Source organism: Mycobacterium sp. P4_H6 (genome assembly GCF_056400845.1).
On record NZ_JBFUKN010000058.1, the window covers coordinates 17,249 to 37,937 of the forward strand.

Below are 20,689 nucleotides of genomic sequence, written 5' to 3' on the forward strand. Positions count from 1 at the left end.
ATGGGTAAACACCTTGACGCCGCGAAGGCGTACGTATCCCGTGACGCCGCGGGGCTCCTGGCCGGCGGGCGATATGCGCTCGTGCACACCCGCAGCATGGAATTCGACGAACTGCGCCCCTACGTCCCCGGCGACGACGTGCGCGACATCGACTGGAAGGCCTCCGCCCGCTCCGGGCATACGCTGATCAAACAGTTCGTCTCCGAGAAGCACCACAAGATCCTGATCGTCGCCGACACGGGCCGTAACACCGCCGCCCTCACACCCACTGGACAACGGAAAAAGGAAGTGGCGGCGCACATCATCGGCGCGGTCGGACTCGTCACGCTTCCCCGTTCCGACGAGATCGGCATGGTCGCCGGTGATCGCCGGGGCAGTATCGACATCCGACTGCGCCGCGGCGAGACCCATATCGAGCGCATTTTGCACCGCTTCATCCAGCAGACGGACACCAACCCGGACCGCAGCGACATCGTCACCCAGCTGGAATGGGTCGCTCGGCACTACCGGCACCCGATGCTCATCGTGATCGTCTCGGACGAACCCGAGCTCGACGAACGTCTGCGGGAGGTGTTGTCGCCGTTGACCGCGCGCCACGACGTGCTGTGGGCCATGGTGACCGACATGCCCGCCATCGGCACGGATGCGGCGGGGGTGGGTTACGACGTCGCCGACGGCCGGACACTGCTCGACGCGGACATCGTGGGCCACCGCGTCATCACGGCCTACCGGCAGGCCGAGGAGCTACGCCGCGCGCAGTTGTCGGAGTTCCTCACCGCGCGGCGCATTCCGCACGCGCGCATAGCCTCCAGCAACGGCATCATGCCCGCGCTGGTGGCGATGACGGGGGTGTACGCGCGTGCCGGATGATCTGCTGGGCAGCATCATCGGCCCGACGCCGTACTCGTCGATCTGGGTGTGGATCGCCGCGGTGCTGACGGTGCTGACGGTGCTCTGGTACGTCGGTGTGTTCTGGTGGACCGCGCCAGGACGCACGCGCAGTGAGCCGTCGGTGATCGGCTCGGCGCGCGTCGCGCTGCAGCGGCGCCGAGCGCTACGGGCCATCCAGGCAGTCCAGAATGCATATCGCACAGGTGAACTGGCGGCCACCGCCGCCGCGGCAGCGCTCAGCGAGGAAGTCCGGCGTTTCCTGCACGACGCCACCGGTGTGCGCACCGAGTACGTCCAGGTGCCGGACATCGCGACGGCCTCCGGGGGAGTGTTGGCGCCCGCCGCAGCGGTGCTCACCGATCTGGAGGACGTCCAGTTCAATGCGGACTCCACCGTGGATATGGGTGCAGCCGGGCAGGCCGCCGAGGAACTGGTGCGGCAATGGACGTGATCTATTGGGGCGCAGCGATCGTCGGCTGTGTGGCGTTGGCCGCCTGCATCGCGGGGGCCCTACTGTCGCCGCGTCGCGACCAACCCGACACGCTGCGGGCCCTGGCCAACACCAGCCGGCTGACCAGCCTGCCCGAGTATGCGCGTGCCGTCCGCAGGCACACCATCACCGCCGCCGCGGCCGTGGCGATCCTGGTACTGGCCTTTGTGGCAGCGGCACTTGCGGCATCCAGGCCGACCGGTCTGCCTGCACTGAACCAAGCCGCCGGATCCGAGCAGCCCGAGGACATCATGGTCTGCGTCGGCGCACCGGCCGAGGACCCGGCTGTCAACGGCACCCTGCGGTACTTCGCCGAGGCGGTGCGCGAGTTCGGCACCGAGCGCATCGGCCTCACGTCGCCGGACCGGCGACTGATACCGCTGACGCGCGACTACCAGTATGCGGCAGGCCGATTCGCCGGGTACGCCCAACCTCAACGACTGGTCTCGTCGCTGGTGTACGCCGACTACACCGCCACCATCGAAGATGTCCTGGCGATGTGCCTGACCGGATTCCCCGAATTCGACGCCGGCGCCCCGGTGCGCCGCTCGCTGATCTACGTGGGGCCCGCAACGCTGGGTGAGGACGCAGGGACATCGCTGTTCACCGCACAGCAGGTACGCGATCTGGCCACCACGGCCGGGGTACAGGTCAACGCCATCACCGACGATGACGGATTGCCCGCGGAACTCGCCCGTCAGACCGGCGGCCGTGTCCAGTCCGATGTCGGCGATATCCGCAGTCACCCGCCGGCGCCGCAACCGGACGCCGGCGGCGCGTCGGTGCAGTCGGCCGAAACGCCGGATCTGCTGCTGATCGTGGCCCTGCTGGGAGTCGTCACCCTGCTGGCCTGGCCATTGGTGGTGCGGCGATGACGCTCCGTAAAGCCGGGTTGGCGCTCGCCGCCATGCTCCTGCTGACCGCGCTGTTTCGCCCCACCCTCGGCGGCGGCGAAGCATCGGTGACCAGAATCGCCGGCGAGGGAGAACCGAACATCTTCCTGATCGTGGACCGATCCGAGGAGATGTCCACCCGAATGGCGCTGGCTCGCGACGATATCAACGCCGTCATCGACCGGTATCCGGGTGCCCGCTTCTCGATGATCAGCTTCGATGCGCGCCCATCGCTGGACTGGCCGCTGTCGGCCGATTCGTGGAGTCTGCGCCCGATCATCGCGGCAGCAGAGCCCTACTCGCGAGGCGACGATGTCATGACCAATGCCGGTGCGGCCAGCACCGTGTTGCGGTATCAGCTGATCAGCGCGCTGCAACAGTATCCCAAGGCCGAGAATCTGGTGTTCTACTTCGGGGCCGGCGCACCGGAATCGACGGTGCCGCAACGCGAGTTCCAGGTTCCGGATAACGCGGTCGACGGCGGTGCGGTGCTCGGATACGGCGCGGGCGGCGCCCCGGTGCTGCAGTCCGTTGCCGATCAGCTCGGGGTGGACTACCTGCAGCGCGAGCAGGTCCCATCGGTGACCGAGGCGATACCCGAGCCCGAAGAACTCGAGCAGACGCCGGACAACCCCTCGACCGCTTCGGGATTCGAGCTTTACTGGGTGCTGGCCGGCATCGCCGCTCTGCTGATCCTTGTCGAGCTCTACCACGCGCTGCGCCATCTGCGCCGCACCCGCCTCGACCGGATCGTGGTGGGCCGATGACCCTTCGGCGGCGATTGCTGATCTACTCCGCACCGGTGGTGTTCGTGGTGCTGATCCTGGTGGTCAAGCTGGTGTCGGTGGTGGTGGCGGGAAATGCCGCGGTCACGCACTTCTCCGAATCCGACGTGACGGCGCTGTCCGACGATGCCGCAACGCTGCAGACCCTCAACATCATCGAGCCCGCGAAAGCCCATTTCGCCGCGGGCACATCGGCGGTTCTGCGGAACCGCATGGACGAGGCCGACCGCGAGTTCTCACGTGCGCTCGCCAGTACCGATCACGACGAATCATGCGACGTCCGAGTCAACCTTGAACTCGTCCGGGAGTCCCGCGGAGACGCGGCCGCGGCGATGTTCGAGGCACAGACTGCGGTCGATCACTACCTCGGCGCGAAGCAGGTCGTTGAGGGGGCGCCCGCGGGCTGTTTCGATGCCGACGTAACGCTTCGTCTCGACGCCAAGATCGCGGCGGTGACGGCACCGCCACCCCCGCCCCCGCCGAGCCCCCCGCCGGTCTCGGCGCCCGCCGCCGCGGCACCGGGCAGTGCGCCGACCGCCGAGCAGGAGTATGTGCTCGATCCGGGGCAGGGTGACCCCCTGGAGAAGCTGCAACAGATCCTGCGAGACGCGGCGGGCTAACCTTGAAGTGCTGATCCTTGCGATGGAGACCATCGACGCGGATACGACCATCACCCCTTAGCTGGGCTTCGTATATCGTCGGGGGCATGACTCCAGTGACGGTAATCACAGGCGGCGCCGGCGGTATGGGTGTGGAGACCGCCAAGATCGTCGGCCGGGACCACACGGTGGTGTTGTGCGATGTCCGACAGGACCGTCTGGACACGGCCGTCGCGACGTTGCGTGAGCTCGGTGTCACCGCGACGACGGTGAACTGCGATGTCACCGACCGAGCGGCCGTCGACGAATTATTCGACACGGCAGCCGGTCTCGGCACCATCGCCGCAGTCGTTCACACCGCAGGGGTGAGCCCGGCGATGGGTGACGCCGAGTACGTCATCCGGACGAACGCGCTCGGCACGGTCAATGTCAACGAAGCCTTCTACGAGAAGGTCGGCGCGGGCGGCGCCATCGTCAACGTGGCTTCGATGGCCGCCCACATCCTGCCCGAGGAACTCATCCCGGTCGCGGCGTTTCCGCAGGCCCTCACCGACGAAGCGGCGTTTCTGGCCGCGACGCTGGCCGGTTGCGATATCGCCGGTGAACAGCAGCGCTCGGGCATCGCGTACGCCATCAGCAAGAACTTCGTGAAGTGGTACAGCAGCGCACAGGCCGAACGCTTCAACGGCCGTGGGCTGCGCATCGTTTCGGTGTCGCCGGGCTCCGTCGACACCGAGATGGGCCGCCTGGAGGAGGCCGGTGGCGCCGGGGCACTGGTCGCCGACGCCGCGGTGCCGCGCTGGGGGAAGCCCGAGGAGATGGCCGAACTCTTCGCCTTCTGCGCCAGCGACAAGGCCGGCTACCTCACCGGGACCGACATTCTCAACGACGGCGGGGTGGTCGCCTCCATCCGGGAACGCGCCAGAGCGGGTTCGAATTCCTAGCCAGCGGGCATAGATATCGGCATGACCGCCACGGTGGCCGAGGTGGGTGGCATCACCGATCTCGCACGGTTCTACGCCGACCCGCCCCTCGGCGTGCGCGCCAACATGATCTTCAGCGCGGACGGTGCCGCCGCGTTCGCGGGCCGGGCCGGGCCGCTGTCGAATCCCGTGGACCAGGAACTGCTGCGTGTGCTGCGGGGCTACGCAGATGTGGTGCTGATCGGCGCGGGTACCGCCCGCGCCGAGAACTACGGTCCGGTGCGGCTCTCCGAAACACAGCAGGCCGAACGAGATGCCGAAGGCAGACCCGATCCGCCGCCGATCGCGGTCGTCAGCCGGACCGGCAACCTGCCGGCCAGACTGTTGAGCGATCCCTACCAGCCGCCGATCCTGGTCACCACCGAGCGGGCCGCCCCACCTCGCCACGGACCCGTCGACCGGCTGTCCCGGGTGTTCGCGGCCGGCGCCGAGGACGTGGATCTGGTGCGGGTGGTCAAGATGCTGGGCGAGGCCGGGATGCCTCGCATCCTGTGCGAAGGTGGGCCGACACTGCTCGACGAGTTGGTCGAAGCGGGTGCGGTCGATGAGATCTGTGTGACTCTGGCACCCAAACTCGCTGCGGCCCAACCGGTCCGCGCGGTGGTGCAGCTGTCCCCGTTGGCGGTGCCCGTCGGGATGCAGCTGGACCACGTTCTCGTGCACCAGGACTACGTGTTCCTGAAGTACCGGAGGTGATTGTGCGGCTGCGACGCAGTGCCCTCGACGGTCCCGGAATCACCCGTCGGAGAAGCGGAAAGGGGTTCTCCTACCAAGCCCCGGACGGGACCCGGCTCGACGATGCGGATGCGCTGGCGCGGATCAAGGATCTCGTCATCCCGCCGGCCTGGCAGAAGGTATGGATCAGTCCGCATGCCAACGCGCACATTCAGGCCGTCGGCACCGATGCCGCCGGGCGCCGGCAGTACCTCTATCACCAGGCCTGGCAGGACGAACGCGCCGAAGAGAAGTTCGATCGGGTGCTCGACATGTCGACGCAGCTGCCCGCCTGGCGGGAGCGCATCGCCGAGGACCTGGCCGGACGCGGCCTCAGTCGGGATCGGGTGCTGGCACTGGCCCTGCACCTGCTGGATCTGGGGTACTTCCGTGCCGGGGGAGAGCAGTACGCCGAGGAGCACGAGTCCTACGGCCTGGCCACCCTGCAGTGCGAGCACGTGACGCTGCGCGGCGGTACGGCGGCGTTCGATTATCCGGCCAAGAGCGGTGTGCGGCGCACCATCGAGATCGAGAATCCCGAGGTGGTGCGCGCGGTCAAGGCGCTGCTCCGGCGCGATGACCGAACAGATCGCCTCCTGGTGTGCCGCAATAGTTCCGGCTGGGTGGACATCCATGCCGCGGATCTGAACGCGCGGTTCAAGGAACTGGTCGGTGAGGAGTACAGCGTCAAGGATCTGCGGACCTGGCACGGCACCGTGCTGGCGGCCACCGCGTTCGCCGAAGCCGATCCGCCCGACACCGAGCGCAAGGCCAAGCGCGCCGTGTCGGCCGTGATGAAACAGGTATCCGAGGAGCTGGGTAACACTCCTGCCGTGGCGCGGAACTCCTATGTGGACCCCCGGGTCGTCGCCGGCTACCACCAGGGAGCCACCATCGCCGCGGCGGTCAAACGCGCCGCGAAACAGAAGGATCAGGCCGCCGCCTGCACCCTCGAAAAAGCCACTCGCTCCCTGGTCCGCAAGATCGCCAAGAGCTGATCGGGTTTCGCCGAGGGCCCGTCCGGGCACTCGATCCACCGGAGGTGATGACGATGCCGAACTCGTCGATCAAGAACGAGAAGATGTACGAAGACCTGCGTGAAGAGGGCAATTCCAAGGAGAAAGCGGCGCGTATCTCCAACGCGGCTGCGGCGCGGGGAAAGTCGTCGGTGGGGCGTAAGGGCGGCAAGTCCGGTTCCTACGAGGACTGGAATGTGGCGGACCTCAAGAAGCGCGCCAAGGAACTCGGCATGACGGGTTACTCCAGCCTGACCAAGGACAAGCTCGTGGCCAAGCTGCGTAACCACTGAAGCTATTCGCTGATCCCCAGTCTGTCCGCGAGCACGAGGAAGGCCGCCGCGAAGTCATTGTCTGCGGTGTCGCGGCGGACCGACTTCCAGTCGACTCTCTCGCGTACCGCCCGCGCGGCCGGCAGCAGCGAGGTGAAATCGCAGTAGTGCTCGTTCAGCGCCCGTAACTTCTGGGTCAGCACGAAGGTCACCGGTAGCACCGGCATCCGGATGGCGATGACATCGTGCTCCTCGGCGCAGTCCAACGTCTCGGGGGTCACGGGAACACCGTTGAGCCGGTGCAGCACATCGACCAGCACCTCGTCGGCGTGCGCCTTGAACAGCCAGTCCTCGGGCGGACGCTCGATTCGGAAGCCGGCCTTGCAGAGGGTGGTCGCGGCCGCCTCGGTGTCGACTTCCGCGACGACGAAGTCGACGTCGTGCACCGGTTCCGGGCCGCCCGACACCCACAGGGCGTAGCTGCCGGCCAGGGCGAACCTGGGACCGTGTTCTTTCAGTGCCGACGCCGCGGTGCGAAGTGCGGCCCGCAACTCCTCATGTGTCGACATCGCGCTCCTCCAGTTCTTGCGTGCCCCAACCTGGGTACCCAAGGGGCATGCGCTTTGCGACCTTCAACATCCTGCACGGCCGGACCGTCGGTGACGGCGTCCACCCAGACCGTCTGGCGGAATGTGTGCGCCAACTCGATCCCGACATTCTGGCCTTGCAGGAGGTGGACCTCGAGCAGCAGCGATCGGGACGTTCGGATCTGACCGCGGTCGCCGCGGAGGCCATGGGTGCGGAGTCGCACCGGTTCGTCGCCGCCATCTCCGGGACGCCGGGGGCCACCTGGATGGCGGCCACCGGGGAGGAACAACCCGGCACCGCCGCCTACGGTATTGCGTTGCTGTCGCGGTTTCCCGCGACGAGCTGGCAGGTGGTCCGACTGCCGCGTATCCCCATGAGGTTTCCGATGTATCTGCCCGGACCCGACAAAGTGATGATCGTCAACGAAGAGCCCAGGGCCGCGGTGATCGCGCAACTCGATACGCCGCTCGGCCCGATGTCCGTTGCCAATACCCACCTTTCGTTCGTTCCCGGGTGGAACCGCAGGCAGCTGCGGCGCTTGATGAAAGATCTCAGAGGTCTGCCCGGCCCGCACATCCTGGCCGGCGATCTCAACCTCACTCCGGAAGCAGCCTCGAAGTGTTCGGGTCTGCGGCCGCTGGCCACCGCCCCCACGTTTCCGGCAGAGGCGCCCACACGACAGCTGGATCACATCCTCACCGACGACCCTGCGCTGTGCGCCCGGAACAGCACCGCCCCGGCCGCCGGGTTGTCCGATCATCGCCCGCTGGTCGTCGACATCGAACTGGGTTAATCCGCAGATCGCGCTTCCGCACCGGTTTCCCCGGCATCGAAATCGTCATCGGAACCCGTGCGGCCGACATAGGAGCCGCCGTCTTCGTGATCCGCGCGGGAGCTCGCGACCTTGGGATCGTCCTGCACATCGGTCTCGCCCGTTTCGGAGTCCCGCTTCTCGCCATCTGGATTGCTCATGGTCATGGAATACCCAGGTTTGGCTTGTGCAAGCGCGGGAAGACAGTCACCCATGGCTACCTATCGAGTTCTGAATCCGCACGGCGACGTTGTCGACACCAAAGACATCGAAAGCGCCGGGGACGCCCACGCCTGGTTCGTCGACGCCAAGGCCGACAACTCCGAACTCGGCTGGCGGATGGAAGTCCAATCCGACGACGGCTGGGCGTTTTTCGACGACAGTGAGGGCTCGCCCGACTAGGCCGACATATCGATGATCAGGCCCACCGCGGCCGCCGCGAAGATGAGGATGAAGATCGCCAGCGCTATCAGCGACACGATCTGCGTCCGGGTGTAGCGGTGGCGGGGCCGCGGTTCTGGCTCGGACAGACCCGATGTCTGCGCCGAATCCGGCGGCGTGCTACCGGGGGCGACCCCGCCGCCGGGTTCGAGGTCGGGGGTCTGGCTCGGATCGGGATCGGGCGGTTGAGCGGTCATGGCAATTGAGTGCCCGGCCCACCGTGCGGTAAACGCCCCTTGTTTGACCACCCCATCGCGGGGAACACAAAGGCCATGACATCTTTGTGGCTCGACGGCCGCTCCGAAACCGCCAACCCGGCGCCCCCGCTCGACACGCGATATGACGTCGTCGTCGTGGGCGCCGGGATCACCGGTCTGTGCACCGCACTGCTGTTGGCGAGGTCCGGAAAGAGCGTGCTGGTGCTGGAGGCCCGTCACGTCGGCGCGGGTACCACCGGTAACACAACCGGGAAGTTGAGCCTGCTACAAGGCACCAAGCTGTCGCGGATAAAATCCAAACACGGCGACCAGGTCCTGCGTGATTATGTGGCGGGCAATGTGGAGGGCCGCAACTGGTTGGGCCGGTTCGGCGAAGCGCATGGGGTGGCGATCCAGCACGAAGACGCCTACACCTACGCGCAGTCTGCCGAGGGTGTCGATGCCGCCAGGGCGGAGCTGGAGGCATGCCGCGCGGCCGGCCTTCCCGCGCAGTGGGCCGGTGACGCCGACGTGCCCTTCCCGTTTCACGGTGGTGTGCTGTTGCCCGATCAGGCCCAGCTCGATCCGCTCCCGTTGCTGGATGCCTTCGTCGGCGAGCTTGTGCGGCATGGCGGCACCGTGGCAGAAGGCGCGCGGGTCACGTCGGTGTCGGTGGGCAAACCGTTACGGCTCACCGTCGCGCTGGCCGATCACGCCGACACCCGGACCGTCACCGCGGACCACTGCATCTTGGCCACCGGCATTCCCATCCTGGACCGCGGCGGCTTCTTCGCGAAGGTCAAGCCGAAGCGGTCTTATTGTGTGGCCTTCGACGTCCCCGGTGACATCACCCGCCCGATGTTCCTGTCCACCGACTCGCCGACTCGATCCATCCGCTACGCCCCCACGCCGGACAAGGACCTACTCATCGTCGGCGGCGCCGGCCATACGGTCGGCCGGGCCAGCGACGCCGCCCGGTCGGTCGGGGAGTTGTTGCATTGGGCCAAGCAGCACTACCCGGGCGCGACCCAGACCCATTTCTGGTCGGCGCAGGATTACTCGCCGATCGACGAACTTCCCTACGCGGGACCGATTCTCCCCGGCGCTCAGCATGTCTGGGTCGCCACCGGATTCGACAAGTGGGGCATGACCAACGGTGTGGCGGCCGCACTCGCGCTGTCCGGGCAGATCCTCGGTGGCCACATGCCGTGGGCCGGTGCCTTCGCTGCCTGGAGTCCGCACGAGCTACTCGGGCTGACCACGGCGTTGAAACAGAATCTGTCCGTCGGCTATCACCTGGCCAAGGGGTGGGTGGCGCCGCTCGCGAGAGATGACGCCCCGGCGGAAGGCCAGGGTGTCGTCGCGGGACCGCCGTGGCATCTGCACGCCGACAGCGTGGTGGACGGTGTGGAACGCACGGTGTCGCCGGTGTGCCCGCACCTGGGTGGCATCGTGAACTGGAACGACGCCGACTGCGCGTGGGAATGTCCTTTGCACGGTTCGCGATTCGCGCCGGACGGCACCCTGTTGGAGGGACCGGCCACGCGAGGTCTCACACCCGCGGCCGCCGACGTTTCGGCCGGACACTGAAGGGTATTTCTGAGCCATGAGAGCAGTCACCTGGCAGGGGAAACGCGACGTACGGGTCGAGCAGGTGCCCGATCCGAGGATCGAAGAGCCCACCGATGCCATCATCGAGGTCACCTCGACGAACATCTGCGGGTCGGACCTGCATCTGTATGAAGTGCTGGGTGCCTTCATGAGCCCGGGCGATATCCTCGGTCATGAGCCGATGGGCATCGTCCGCGAAGTCGGTTCCGGGGTCACCAATTTGGCGGTCGGCGACAGGGTGGTCATTCCGTTCCAGATCTCCTGCGGCAGCTGTTTCATGTGCGATCGCGAGCTGTACACCCAGTGTGAGACCACGCAGGTCCGTGAACAGGGAATGGGTGCCGCACTGTTCGGATACTCCGAACTCTACGGCCAGGTCCCGGGCGGACAGGCCGAGCTACTGCGGGTGCCGCAGGCGCAGTTCACCCATATCAAGGTTCCCGACGGCCCGCCCGATTCCCGATTCGTCTATCTCTCCGATGTCCTGCCGACCGCTTGGCAGGCCGTCGCCTACGCGGACATCCCCGAGGGCGGGTCGGTGACCGTGCTGGGGCTGGGCCCCATCGGTGACATGGCCGCCCGGATCGCGGCGCACCTCGGCTACGACGTCCTCGCGGTCGACCGGGTACCCGAGCGGCTGAAGCGCGCGCAGGACCGCGGGATACGCACCATCGACCTCGGCGTGCAGGAGAACCCCATCGGGGATGTCATCCGGGAGCTGACCGGTGGCCGTGGCACCGATTCCGTCATCGATGCCGTGGGAATGGAAGCCCATGGTTCGCCGATCACCAAGGCGGCACAACAACTCACCGGAATCCTGCCGGATTTCCTGGCCAAGCCGTTCATGGAGAAGGCCGGTGTGGACCGCCTCGATGCGCTGTACTCGGCCATCGACATCGTCCGGCGTGGCGGCACCATTTCGCTGATCGGGGTCTACGGCGGCATGGCGGACCCCTTGCCCATGCTCACCCTGTTCGACAAGCAGGTGCAGATCCGGATGGGACAGGCGAACGTYAAGAAGTGGGTGCCCGAGATCCTGCCCCTGCTGACCGATGACGATCCGCTGGGAGTGGACGGCTTCGCCACCCACACCCTGCCCCTCGACGAGGCGCCGCATGCGTACGACATCTTCCAGCGCAAGGCCGAAGGCGCGGTGAAGATCATTCTCAAACCGTAGTGCTGAACTGGAGTTGTGTAGCCGGGCGACGATCCGGGTAGGCATAACGCTGCCCGGGGGTTACTCGACGTCTACGCGAAAACCGAAGGACAGCAACTTGGTACGTGATTTGAAGCACAGCCGCAGGACCCTGCTCAAACTTCCACTTCTCGCACCACCCGCCGTCGCACTGGCCAACGCCCCGCGCGCCGCGGCCGCGCCGGGTCGTTGGTCCAACGACCGGGCGCACCGCTGGTTTCGCGGACAGGGCTGGCTGGTCGGCGCGAACTACATCACCTCGAACGCGATCAACCAGCTGGAGATGTTCCAGCAGGGCACCTTCGACCCGCAGCGCATCGACGGCGAATTGCGGATGGCCCGATCAATGGGCCTGAACACCGTGCGGGTCTTCCTGCACGATCAGCTGTGGACGCAGGACCGCGTGGGCTTTCAGCGGCGACTCGCGCACTTCGTCGACATCGCGGCCCGGCACAGCATCAAACCGCTACTGGTGCTTTTCGATTCGTGCTGGGATCCGCTGCCCAGGAGCGGCCCGCAACGTGCTCCCCGACCGGGCGTCCACAACTCCGGCTGGGTGCAGAGCCCGGGTGCCGAGCGGCTCGATGACCGGCGCTACCGCCAGGTGCTGCAGGAGTACGTGGTGCGCATCCTGACCCAGTTCCGCAACGACGAACGCGTCCTGGGCTGGGACCTGTGGAACGAACCCGACAACCCGGCGGCGGTCTACAAGACGGTGGAGCGCGACGACAAACCCGAACTCGTCGCCGACCTGCTACCGCAGGTGTTCCGCTGGGCCCGCACGGTGGATCCGGTGCAGCCGTTGACCACCGCGGTCTGGGAAGGGGAGTGGGGAGATGCGTCGAAGCGCAGTGACATGGCGGGTATTCAGCTCGACCTCGCCGACGTGCTCACCTTTCACAGCTATGACAATCCGGCCGGCTTCGAGGGCAGGATCAACGAACTCCAGCCGTGGGGCCGACCCATCATGTGCACCGAATACCTGGCGCGCACCGAGGGAAGCACCATCGAAGGAGTGCTGCCGGTGGCCAAACGTCGTCACGTCGGCGCGTACACCTGGGGGTTGTTCGCGGGCAAGACGCAGACCTGGCTGCCGTGGGACTCCTGGGATCACCCGTACCTGAAGCCCCCGAAGGAATGGTTCCACGATCTGGCGTTTGCCGACGGGCGTCCCTACCGGGGGCGTGAGATCGACACGATCAGGAAGCTGACTGGATCTGGATGAGGTTGCCGCAGGTGTCATCGAGCACCGCGGTCACCACCGGACCCATCTCGGTGGGCTGCTGGGTGAAGCGCACGCCCAGACCGCTCAGCCGAACGAACTCGGCGCGCACATCGTCGACCTCGAAGGCGGTGAACGGAATACCGTCGCGAACCAGTGCGTCCTTGAACGGCTTGGCCGCCGGATGTCCGTCGGGTTCCAGCACCAGTTCGGTGCCATCGGGTTGGTCGGGTGACACCACGGTGATCCAGCGCGCCGCACCCATCGGGATGTCGTGTTTGGGCCGGAAGCCGAGCGTGTCGGTATAGAAGCGCAGCGCCTTGTCCTGATCATCGACCATCACACTGGTCAGGTTGATTCGCACCCGTCCCAGGCTAGAGGCGGAACATCTCCCGTGCCATCGCGGCGTCCTCGATCATCTTGTCGCGCTGGGGCGGGTAGTGCCGACGGTCCCGCGGTGTGCGGTCCGGCCGGTCCGTGCGCTGCAGACTGCGCAGCAGGGCGGCCAGGAGTCCGGTGGACGGATGGGCATTTGTCAGTGAGGCCATGGTTGGCTCCTCTCGCTTCAGCGAAAGTAACATAAGAAATAGAAGTGCACTAGATGAAAAGTAAGTTCACCCCGAAAACGAGTAGCGATGAGTAACCTGAAGTCATGACCCGACGGAATTACAGCCAGTTCTGCGGCCTGGCCCACGCACTCGACGTCGTCGGTGAGCGCTGGACGCTGCTGATCGTGCGCGAACTCAGCTCGGGCCCCAAGCGCTATACGAACCTGGCCGACGCGCTGCCCGGGATCGGGACCAGCCTGTTGGCGACCCGGGTCCGTCAACTCGAAGCCGATGGGGTGATCCAGCGCCGGTTGCTGCTCGACCAGCCGAGCTCGGCGGTGGCCTATGAGCTCACCGACGCCGGCCGCGAGCTGGCGACCGCCGTGATACCGCTGGCGCTGTGGGGCGCCCGCCACCAGCTCGTCGAGGCCGACGCCGGGGGCGAGGTGTTCCGTGCGGAATGGGCGCTGGGTTTCCTTGCGGGCAGCGCCGCCGGCAGCGTGCCAGCTGGTGTGGCAGCACTGTACGAATTTCACATCGGTGACAGCGTGGCGTGCCTGCGTATCCGCGACGGCCGGATGTCGGTGGCTCCCGGCCCCGCCGACACTCCCGCCGACGTGGTGGTCCGCACTTCGGCGGGCGTCCTCGGGGCCATCGCCGGTCAGCGCACCACCATGGCCGAGGCGGTCGGTGCCGGCCAGGTGGAGGCGACGGGCGACGCGACCGCGATCGGCGTCCTGGTCGGGATCGTCGAGCGCAGCGTGTCGGTCTTCAGTCCCGCCTAGGTCCCTGACAACCCCGCCTTGACCTGCCGGGTCAGCTCGTCGGCCAGGATCTCGCGATCCCCGGCGAACAGGCCGTCCAGAGCCAACCTGGCGATCTCCGCGGGATCGGTCTTCTGATCGGCGGGGATGTAGCTGACCATGTCGGTGTCCATGTATCCGACGTGCAGAGCCGACACCTGAATACCCTTGGGAGACAGCTCGTCACGTACAGCATCGGTGAGTGCCCACGCCGCCGCCTTGGCCGAGGAATACGCACCGCTGGTCGCTGGGTGCAACCAGGACAGCACCGACAGCACGTCGAGAATCGCACCGCCGCCGTTGCGTTCGATGACGGGGGCGAATGCGCGAATGACCTGAAGTGTCCCGAAGTAGTGGGTTTCCATCTCAAGGCGGATGTCGTCCATCGTCCCATCGAGCAGGCCGGCCCGGGTGGAGACGCCGGCGTTGTTGATCAGGACGGTGACGTCACCGGCGATCTCCGCTGCGCGGCGGATGGATTCGGGATCGGTGATGTCGAGCTGGACCGGTATGACGCCGGGCAGGTCGACGGTTTCGGGTCGTCGCGCCGCCGCGTAGACCTTGGCCCCGCGGGCGGACAGTTCCGCGGCGAATTGCCGTCCGAGACCGCGGTTGGCGCCGGTCACCAGTGYAGTTACCTGTTGTGTGTTCATACTTGATCTGAACAGATCCGCCGCGCGAAAACGACCGGTGCGGAGCAGGTTTGCAGGTAGCCGGTAGAGCGTCAGTCCAGCAGGCCGGCATCGACCAGCCGGATCACCGCGGCACCTTCCTCGTCGGAAGCCTCCAGGTCGACCTCGGCCAGCAGGGCCCAGTCGTGGTCGCCGGCCGGGTCGTCCAGAATTTGGCGTACCCGCCACACGCCGGGTTGCCGCTCGATGATCAACAGCGCCGGACCTCGCGCGTCGGCGCCGGTACCCAGATCGTCGTGCTCGGCGAAGTAATCCTCGCCGGCCTCTTGCCAGCGTTCAGCCGTCCATCCTGAGGCCGCGTCCAATTCGCCCAGGTCGTACCAGCGCCGACGCGAGAACAACTCGACCCTGCGGAAGAGCGCGTTGCGCACCATCGCCGTGAATGCCCGCTCATTACCGGTCAGCGGGCGCGGGCGGGCCGGTACCGCCACCGGGACATCGTGCGGCTGATCCGGACTGGTCAGCTGCTCCCACTCGTCGAGCAGGCTCGAATCGACCTGCCGCACAAGCTCACCGATCCACTCGACGATATCGTTGAGCTCCTCGGTGCGCGCGGTGGCGGGCACTCCCGAGCGCAGTGCCTTGAAGGCATCGGACAGGTAGCGCAGCACCGCGCCTTCGGAGCGGGTCAGGCCGTACTGGCTGACGTACTCACGGAAGGTCATGGCGCGTTCCCACATCTCGCGCACCACGGACTTGGGTGAGAGCTGGCCGTCGGCGGCCCACGGGTTGGTCTGCAGATACACCGCGTACGCGTGGCCGAGCAGCTCCTGCAGCGGCTTGGGATAGGTCACGTCATCGAGCAGTTCCATCCGCTCGTCGTACTCGATCCCCTCGGCCTTCATCGCCGCGACGGCCTCGCCCCGCGCCTTCTTCAGCTGGGCGGCCATGATCTGCCGAGGATCTTCCAGCGTCGCCTCGATGACCGAAACCACGTCCAGGGCATAGGTTTCCGACGCGGCATCGAGGGTGTCCACCGCGGCCAGCGCAAACGTGGACAGCGGCTGGTTAAGCGCGAAATCCCGTGGGAGGTCCACCGTCAGGCGGTAACGCCGCCCGTCGGCCTCCGGCTCGGGCAGCCGCTCCAGGACGCCGGCCTGCAGCAGTGAGCGGGCGATGCCGACGGCCTCGCGGATGAGCCGGAGCTGACGTTTGCGCGGCTCATGATTCTCCGTCAGCAGCCGCCGCATGGCGATGAAGGGGTCGCCCGGCCGGTCCACGACGTCGACGATCATCGCCGTCGTCACCTTCATATTGCTGTGCAGGGCCTCCGGCGTGGCCTCGATCAACCGGGTCATGGTCTTCTCGCTCCAGGGCACCATGCCCTCGGGAATCTTGCGGCGCACCAGCTTCCGGCGCTTCTTCGGGTCGTCGGCCACCTTGGCGAACTGCTTGAGGTTCTCCACCTCGTGGTCGGGGGCCTGCACCACCACGGTGCCCGCGGTGTCATAGCCCGCCCGCCCGGCCCGCCCGGCGATCTGATGGAACTCGCGGGCATTGAGCAGACGGGTCCGGACGCCGTCGTACTTCGACAACGCCGAGAAGACCACGGTGCGGATGGGCACGTTGATGCCGACCCCGAGAGTGTCGGTGCCGCAGATGACCTTCAACAGACCGGCCTGGGCGAGCTGTTCCACGAGGCGGCGGTACTTGGGCAGCATCCCGGCGTGGTGCACGCCGATCCCGTGGCGGACCAGCCGGGACAGGGTGGACCCGAAGGYCGTCGAGAACCGGAACGCGCCGATCATGTCGGCGATCGCGGCCTTCTCCTCCTTGGTACTCACGTTCACACTCATCAGGGCCTGCGCCCGCTCCAGCGCCGAGGCCTGGGTGAAATGCACGACGTAGATCGGTGCCTGTTTGGTGTTCAGCAGGTCGGCGATCGTCTCGTGCATGGCGGTGGTGGCATAGGAGTAGAAGAGCGGCACCGGCCGTTCGGCACCGGTGATCAGTGCGGTCTCCCGACCGGTCCGGCGGGTCAGGTCGTCACGGAGGAACGTGACATCGCCGAGCGTGGCCGACATCAACAGGAACTGGGCGCGGGGCAGTTCCAGCAACGGCACCTGCCAGGCCCAGCCGCGGTCCGGGTCGCCGTAGAAGTGGAACTCGTCCATCACCACCAGGCCGATATCCGCGTCGGCACCCTCGCGCAACGCGATGTTGGCCAGGATTTCGGCGGTGCACGCGATGATCGGCGCATCGGCGTTGACCGCGGCGTCGCCGGTGAGCATGCCGACGTTGGCCGCACCGAACACCTCGCACAGGGCGAAGAACTTCTCGCTGACCAATGCCTTGATCGGGGCGGTGTAGAAGCTGGTGCGGTCCGCGGCGAGTGCTGCGTAGATGGCGCCGGTGGCCACCAGGGATTTACCGGAGCCGGTGGGCGTGGCGAGAATGACATTGGCACCGCTGACCAGTTCGATCAGCGCTTCCTCCTGCGCCGGGTACAGCACCGTGCCGCCGGCGGCGGCCCACTCGCCGAACGCGCTGAACAACCCGTCGGGATCGGACCCGACTGCGGGCAGGGGTAAGGCGTCCATGGTGACCCTCAGCCTGCCCGACGCCGGGTAAGCACGCCACGGCGGGCAATATCAACTACTTGTCATTCAACCGGTACGGCGATACCGTCTTGGCATGGCGCGTTTCCCGAAACCGGCAGAGGGCAGTTGGACCGAGCACTACCCGGAGTTGGGTACCGGCCCGGTCTCCTATGAAGACTCGATCAACCCGGAGATCTATGAACTGGAACGCCAGGCGATCTTCAAACGAGCGTGGCTGAACGTCGGGCGGGTCGAGTTGCTGCCGCGCAAGGGCAGCTACTTCACCAAGGAGATGAAGGCCGCCAACACCTCGATCATCGTGTGCCGCACCACCAAAGGTGAGGCGAAGGCCTACCACAATGTCTGCAGACACCGCGGCAACAAGCTGGTCTGGAACGACAAGCCGTTGGAAGAAACCAGTGGGACCTGCCGCCAGTTCATCTGCAAGTACCACGCCTGGCGCTATGACCTGGAAGGCAAACTGACCTACGTCCAGCAGGAGGAGGAGTTCTTCGACCTGGACAAGGAGCGCTACGGCCTCGTGCCGGTGCACTGCGAGGTGTGGGAAGGCTTCATCTTCGTCAACTTCGCCGCCGAACCGGAACAGACGCTGATCGACTTCCTCGGCCCGATGATCACCGATCTGGCCGGTTACCCGTTCGACAAGATGACCTCGCGGTTCACCTATCGCTCCGAGGTGAAGGCCAACTGGAAGCTCTACATGGACGCCTTCCAGGAGTTCTATCACGCACCGGTGCTGCATGCGAACCAGACGCCCACCGCGTACTCCAAGGCCGCCGCACAAGCCGGGTTCGAGGCGCCGCATTACCGCATCGATGGACCGCACCGTCTGGTGAGCACGTCCGGTGTGCGGCCCTGGGAGATGGCCGACGAATTGCGCAAGCCGATCGAGGACATCTGCAAGAGCGGTCTGTTCGGGCCGTGGGACGCTCCCGATCTCGGTGCGATGCCGGTGGGCCTGAATCCTGCCAAATGCGAACCGTGGGGCCTGGATTCGTTCCAGTTGTTCCCCAACTTCGTCATCCTGTTCTGGGGTCAGGGTTGGTATCTGACCTATCACTACTGGCCGACGTCGTACAACACCCACACGTTCGAGTGCACGTTGTACTTCCCGCAGCCACGCACGCCGCGGGAACGTCTGGGCCAAGAACTGGCGGCGGCGACGTTCAAGGAATACGGGCTGCAGGATGCCAACACCCTGGAGGCGACCCAGACCAGCATCGAATCCCGTGCGGTGGAACAGTTCCTGTACTGCGATCAGGAGATACTGCTGCGGCACCTGCACAAGGAGACCGCATCGTGGATCGACGCCTACCAGCGGGAGAGTGAGCAACGTGCTACCAGTGGAATTCGCTGACCTGGAACAGTTCTCGGACTGGTGCCTGGCCACCGAGGCGCAGCGCTACAGCAAGCGGCTGGGCAGCACCATGGTTGAGATGCAGCCCTTCTACGACGCCATCACCGCACGCGCCGAAGAGGCCATTACCTACTGCGACAAATTCAGCCTCGACGATATGCCCGAGGATGTGCTCAACCTGATGCGCCTGCTGTATTCGATGGTGACGGTGTCGTTCTCGGTGGAGTGCTGGAAGCAGCCCCGGGTGCCGGATTCCGGAGCCACCCGGCTGGACTGCGTATACGAGCCGGTTCCGTGACCGTAACCGTTCTGCGGGCAGACCGCTGGGCCGATGTCGTCACCGGCGAGATCCACACGCCGGCCGTGGTGGTGATCGAGGGCAATCGCATCACCGCCGTCAATCCCGAAGGCCCGCTGCCTGATTCGGCCGTCGAGATCAGTCTGGGCGACGTGACGCTGCTGCCCGGCCTGATGGACATGGAACTGAACCTGCTCATCGGGGGCCCCGGAAGTCCGGAGGGTCTGCCGACACCCATGCACGGCGTGCAGGACGACCCGGCGTATCGCACCCTGCGGGGAGCGGTCAATGCGGCCACCACGTTGAACGCGGGATTCACCACCGTGCGCAACCTGGGCCTGATGGTGAAGACCGGTGGGTATCTGCTCGATGTCGCGCTGCAGCGGGCCATCGACCAGGGCTGGCACCCCGGCCCGCGCATCTGGCCGGCCGGACATGCCGTCACACCCTATGGCGGGCACCTCGATCCGACGGTGTTCCAGCGACTGGCGCCCGGCGTGATGCCGCTGTCGGTGGCCGAGGGCATCGCCAACGGAGTGCCCGACGTCATCGCCTGCGTGCGCTATCAGGTCCGGCACGGCGCAAAGCTGATCAAGGTGTCGGCATCCGGCGGGGTGATGTCCCACAGCACATCGCCGGGCGCCCAGCAGTACTCGGACGCCGAGTTCGAGGCGATCGCCGACGAGGCGCACCGCTCGGGGGTGCGGGTGGCCGCACATGCGGTGGGCGACAAGGCCATTCAGGCGTGTATCCGCGCGGGCATCGACTGCATCGAGCACGGTTTCCTCGCCAGCGATGAGACGATCCAGATGATGGTCGACCACGGGACCTTCCTGGTCTCCACGACCTATCTCACCGATGCCATGGCCATCGACCGCATCGCGCCGGAGCTTCGCAAGAAGGCTCTGGAGGTCTTCCCGAAGGCGAAGGCGATGCTGCCCAAGGCGATAGCGGCCGGGGTCCGCATCGCCTGCGGCACCGATGCGCCGGCGATCCCGCACGGCCAGAACGCCAAGGAACTCGGCGCGCTGGTGGCACGCGGGATGACCCCGATGCAGGCCATCAAGGCCGCCACGGTCATCAGCGCTGAACTCATCGACGCCGACGACGAGCTGGGCCGGTTGGCCCCGGGCTATCTGGCCGACATCATCGCGGTGCCCGGGGATGTCTCCACCGATATCACCGCCACGCAGGACGTCCGGTTCGTCATGAAGGACGGGGTCATCGTCAAACAGGTGTAGCGCYAGGGACCGGCCGGATGTGCGCTAGCGTCATCGTGAATCCAGCAGTAGGCAAAGGGCGGCAGAGAAATGAGCGTAGAACTCACAGACAATGTCCTGTGGCTGCTCAAGCAGGCCTTCTACTTCTCCCTGACCAGTGTCAACGACGCGGTCAAGCCCCACGGCGTCAGCACCGCACAGATCGGCGTGCTGCGGCAGCTGACCAACCAGCCCGGTCTGTCCGGCGCCGAACTCGCCCGTCGGCTGTTGATCAGTCCGCAGGGCGTACAGCTGGCGCTCACCGCTCTGGAGAAGCGCGGTCTCGTGGAACGTAAGCAGGACCCCCAGCACGGCCGGATCCTGCAGGCCTTCCTCACCGATGAAGGTCGTGCGGTCGCCGCGGCAGTGGTCAGCGACGCCGTCGCCGCACACGACAAGGTATTCGGGGTGCTCAGTCGCGAGGAGCAGGAGCAGTTGCGCACATTGCTCAGCCGGGTGGTCG

General features: G+C 66.4%; 26 protein-coding genes. 19 read left to right on the forward strand and 7 right to left on the reverse strand.

Annotated features, from left to right (window positions below):
• From AC1DTF_RS21710 to AC1DTF_RS21750, 9 genes are all read left to right on the forward strand, one after another.
• The gene (locus AC1DTF_RS21710; RefSeq protein ID WP_477475572.1) at positions 1-870 is read left to right on the forward strand and encodes a DUF58 domain-containing protein; all 870 of its coding nucleotides are present in this window, start codon (positions 1-3) and stop codon (positions 868-870) included.
• A complete protein-coding gene (locus AC1DTF_RS21715; protein WP_477475573.1) occupies positions 860-1,342 on the forward strand; it encodes a hypothetical protein in 483 nt (160 codons plus the stop codon). Before AC1DTF_RS21710 ends, AC1DTF_RS21715 begins: the two co-directional genes overlap by 11 nt.
• Positions 1,333-2,256, forward strand: coding sequence for a hypothetical protein (locus tag AC1DTF_RS21720; RefSeq protein WP_477475574.1), 924 nt, complete (start codon positions 1,333-1,335; stop codon positions 2,254-2,256). Before AC1DTF_RS21715 ends, AC1DTF_RS21720 begins: the two co-directional genes overlap by 10 nt.
• A complete protein-coding gene (locus AC1DTF_RS21725) occupies positions 2,253-3,041 on the forward strand; it encodes a vWA domain-containing protein (RefSeq protein WP_477475575.1) in 789 nt (262 codons plus the stop codon). Before AC1DTF_RS21720 ends, AC1DTF_RS21725 begins: the two co-directional genes overlap by 4 nt.
• On the forward strand, positions 3,038-3,679 hold the full coding sequence (locus tag AC1DTF_RS21730; RefSeq protein WP_477475576.1) for a hypothetical protein: 642 nt from the start codon (positions 3,038-3,040) through the stop codon (positions 3,677-3,679). The genes AC1DTF_RS21725 and AC1DTF_RS21730 overlap by 4 nt, the downstream gene beginning before the upstream one ends.
• Before the next feature lie 86 nt (positions 3,680-3,765).
• Positions 3,766-4,602, forward strand: coding sequence for an SDR family oxidoreductase (locus AC1DTF_RS21735; RefSeq protein WP_477475577.1), 837 nt, complete (start codon positions 3,766-3,768; stop codon positions 4,600-4,602).
• Positions 4,603-4,617: 15 nt separating this feature from the next.
• Positions 4,618-5,337, forward strand: coding sequence for a pyrimidine reductase family protein (locus AC1DTF_RS21740; protein ID WP_442928754.1), 720 nt, complete (start codon positions 4,618-4,620; stop codon positions 5,335-5,337).
• A gap of 2 nt (positions 5,338-5,339) precedes the next feature.
• The gene (locus AC1DTF_RS21745; RefSeq protein WP_477475589.1) at positions 5,340-6,353 is read left to right on the forward strand and encodes a DNA topoisomerase IB; all 1,014 of its coding nucleotides are present in this window, start codon (positions 5,340-5,342) and stop codon (positions 6,351-6,353) included.
• Positions 6,354-6,406: 53 nt separating this feature from the next.
• Positions 6,407-6,664, forward strand: coding sequence for a DUF7218 family protein (locus tag AC1DTF_RS21750; protein ID WP_057169404.1), 258 nt, complete (start codon positions 6,407-6,409; stop codon positions 6,662-6,664).
• A gap of 2 nt (positions 6,665-6,666) precedes the next feature.
• Here AC1DTF_RS21750 and AC1DTF_RS21755 read toward each other — a convergent pair whose 3' ends face one another.
• Positions 6,667-7,212 (reverse strand): hypothetical protein, encoded by a 546-nt coding sequence (locus tag AC1DTF_RS21755; RefSeq protein ID WP_477475578.1) that lies wholly within the window; start codon positions 7,210-7,212, stop codon positions 6,667-6,669.
• 47 nt (positions 7,213-7,259) lie between these two features.
• Between AC1DTF_RS21755 and AC1DTF_RS21760 the strand changes: the two genes are divergently transcribed.
• The gene (locus AC1DTF_RS21760) at positions 7,260-8,024 is read left to right on the forward strand and encodes an endonuclease/exonuclease/phosphatase family protein (protein ID WP_057169328.1); all 765 of its coding nucleotides are present in this window, start codon (positions 7,260-7,262) and stop codon (positions 8,022-8,024) included.
• Here AC1DTF_RS21760 and AC1DTF_RS21765 read toward each other — a convergent pair.
• Positions 8,021-8,203: a hypothetical protein gene (locus tag AC1DTF_RS21765; RefSeq protein WP_057169405.1), complete on the reverse strand. Its 183-nt coding sequence runs from the start codon at positions 8,201-8,203 to the stop codon at positions 8,021-8,023. The genes AC1DTF_RS21760 and AC1DTF_RS21765 overlap by 4 nt on opposite strands.
• 52 nt (positions 8,204-8,255) lie before the next feature.
• On the opposite strand from AC1DTF_RS21765, the gene AC1DTF_RS21770 reads away from it, so the two are divergent.
• Complete coding sequence (locus AC1DTF_RS21770; RefSeq protein ID WP_057169329.1) at positions 8,256-8,444, forward strand: hypothetical protein; 189 nt, start codon at positions 8,256-8,258, stop codon at positions 8,442-8,444.
• Here AC1DTF_RS21770 and AC1DTF_RS21775 read toward each other — a convergent pair.
• Positions 8,441-8,680: a DUF6480 family protein gene (locus tag AC1DTF_RS21775; RefSeq protein ID WP_477475579.1), complete on the reverse strand. Its 240-nt coding sequence runs from the start codon at positions 8,678-8,680 to the stop codon at positions 8,441-8,443. The two genes, AC1DTF_RS21770 and AC1DTF_RS21775, sit on opposite strands and share 4 nt — an antisense overlap.
• A gap of 75 nt (positions 8,681-8,755) precedes the next feature.
• Between AC1DTF_RS21775 and AC1DTF_RS21780 the strand changes: the two genes are divergently transcribed.
• The 3 genes from AC1DTF_RS21780 to AC1DTF_RS21790 all read left to right on the forward strand — a co-directional run bounded on the left by AC1DTF_RS21780 (position 8,756) and on the right by AC1DTF_RS21790 (position 12,711).
• Positions 8,756-10,270: an FAD-dependent oxidoreductase gene (locus AC1DTF_RS21780; RefSeq protein WP_057169331.1), complete on the forward strand. Its 1,515-nt coding sequence runs from the start codon at positions 8,756-8,758 to the stop codon at positions 10,268-10,270.
• 16 nt (positions 10,271-10,286) lie between these two features.
• Positions 10,287-11,468, forward strand: a complete 1,182-nt coding sequence (locus AC1DTF_RS21785) for a zinc-dependent alcohol dehydrogenase (protein WP_477475580.1) — start codon at positions 10,287-10,289, stop codon at positions 11,466-11,468.
• Positions 11,469-11,565: 97 nt separating this feature from the next.
• A complete protein-coding gene (locus AC1DTF_RS21790; RefSeq protein ID WP_477475581.1) occupies positions 11,566-12,711 on the forward strand; it encodes a glycoside hydrolase 5 family protein in 1,146 nt (381 codons plus the stop codon).
• Here the strand turns inward: AC1DTF_RS21790 and AC1DTF_RS21795 are convergent.
• Positions 12,686-13,072, reverse strand: a complete 387-nt coding sequence (locus AC1DTF_RS21795; RefSeq protein ID WP_057169334.1) for a VOC family protein — start codon at positions 13,070-13,072, stop codon at positions 12,686-12,688. The genes AC1DTF_RS21790 and AC1DTF_RS21795 overlap by 26 nt on opposite strands.
• Before the next feature lie 10 nt (positions 13,073-13,082).
• Positions 13,083-13,256, reverse strand: coding sequence for a hypothetical protein (locus tag AC1DTF_RS21800; RefSeq protein WP_477475582.1), 174 nt, complete (start codon positions 13,254-13,256; stop codon positions 13,083-13,085).
• 104 nt (positions 13,257-13,360) lie between these two features.
• Here AC1DTF_RS21800 and AC1DTF_RS21805 point away from each other — a divergent pair, with 104 nt between their 5' ends.
• On the forward strand, positions 13,361-14,041 hold the full coding sequence (locus AC1DTF_RS21805) for a winged helix-turn-helix transcriptional regulator (protein WP_477475583.1): 681 nt from the start codon (positions 13,361-13,363) through the stop codon (positions 14,039-14,041).
• Here AC1DTF_RS21805 and AC1DTF_RS21810 read toward each other — a convergent pair.
• Together AC1DTF_RS21810 and AC1DTF_RS21815 are read right to left on the reverse strand one after the other, a co-directional pair.
• On the reverse strand, positions 14,038-14,712 hold the full coding sequence (locus AC1DTF_RS21810) for an SDR family oxidoreductase (RefSeq protein WP_477475584.1): 675 nt from the start codon (positions 14,710-14,712) through the stop codon (positions 14,038-14,040). The genes AC1DTF_RS21805 and AC1DTF_RS21810 overlap by 4 nt on opposite strands.
• Positions 14,713-14,783: 71 nt before the next feature.
• Positions 14,784-17,291, reverse strand: a complete 2,508-nt coding sequence (locus AC1DTF_RS21815) for a DEAD/DEAH box helicase (RefSeq protein WP_477475585.1) — start codon at positions 17,289-17,291, stop codon at positions 14,784-14,786.
• A 94-nt stretch (positions 17,292-17,385) separates the two neighbouring features.
• On the opposite strand from AC1DTF_RS21815, the gene AC1DTF_RS21820 reads away from it, so the two are divergent.
• The 4 genes from AC1DTF_RS21820 to AC1DTF_RS21835 all read left to right on the forward strand — a co-directional run.
• Complete coding sequence (locus tag AC1DTF_RS21820; RefSeq protein ID WP_477475586.1) at positions 17,386-18,669, forward strand: aromatic ring-hydroxylating oxygenase subunit alpha; 1,284 nt, start codon at positions 17,386-17,388, stop codon at positions 18,667-18,669.
• Positions 18,638-18,967, forward strand: a complete 330-nt coding sequence (locus AC1DTF_RS21825) for a hypothetical protein (RefSeq protein ID WP_057169339.1) — start codon at positions 18,638-18,640, stop codon at positions 18,965-18,967. Before AC1DTF_RS21820 ends, AC1DTF_RS21825 begins: the two co-directional genes overlap by 32 nt.
• Complete coding sequence (locus AC1DTF_RS21830) at positions 18,964-20,208, forward strand: metal-dependent hydrolase family protein (protein WP_477475587.1); 1,245 nt, start codon at positions 18,964-18,966, stop codon at positions 20,206-20,208. The genes AC1DTF_RS21825 and AC1DTF_RS21830 overlap by 4 nt, the downstream gene beginning before the upstream one ends.
• 69 nt (positions 20,209-20,277) lie before the next feature.
• Positions 20,278-20,689 (forward strand): MarR family winged helix-turn-helix transcriptional regulator (locus AC1DTF_RS21835; protein ID WP_477475588.1); only part of this gene is annotated, 412 nt, incomplete at its 3' end.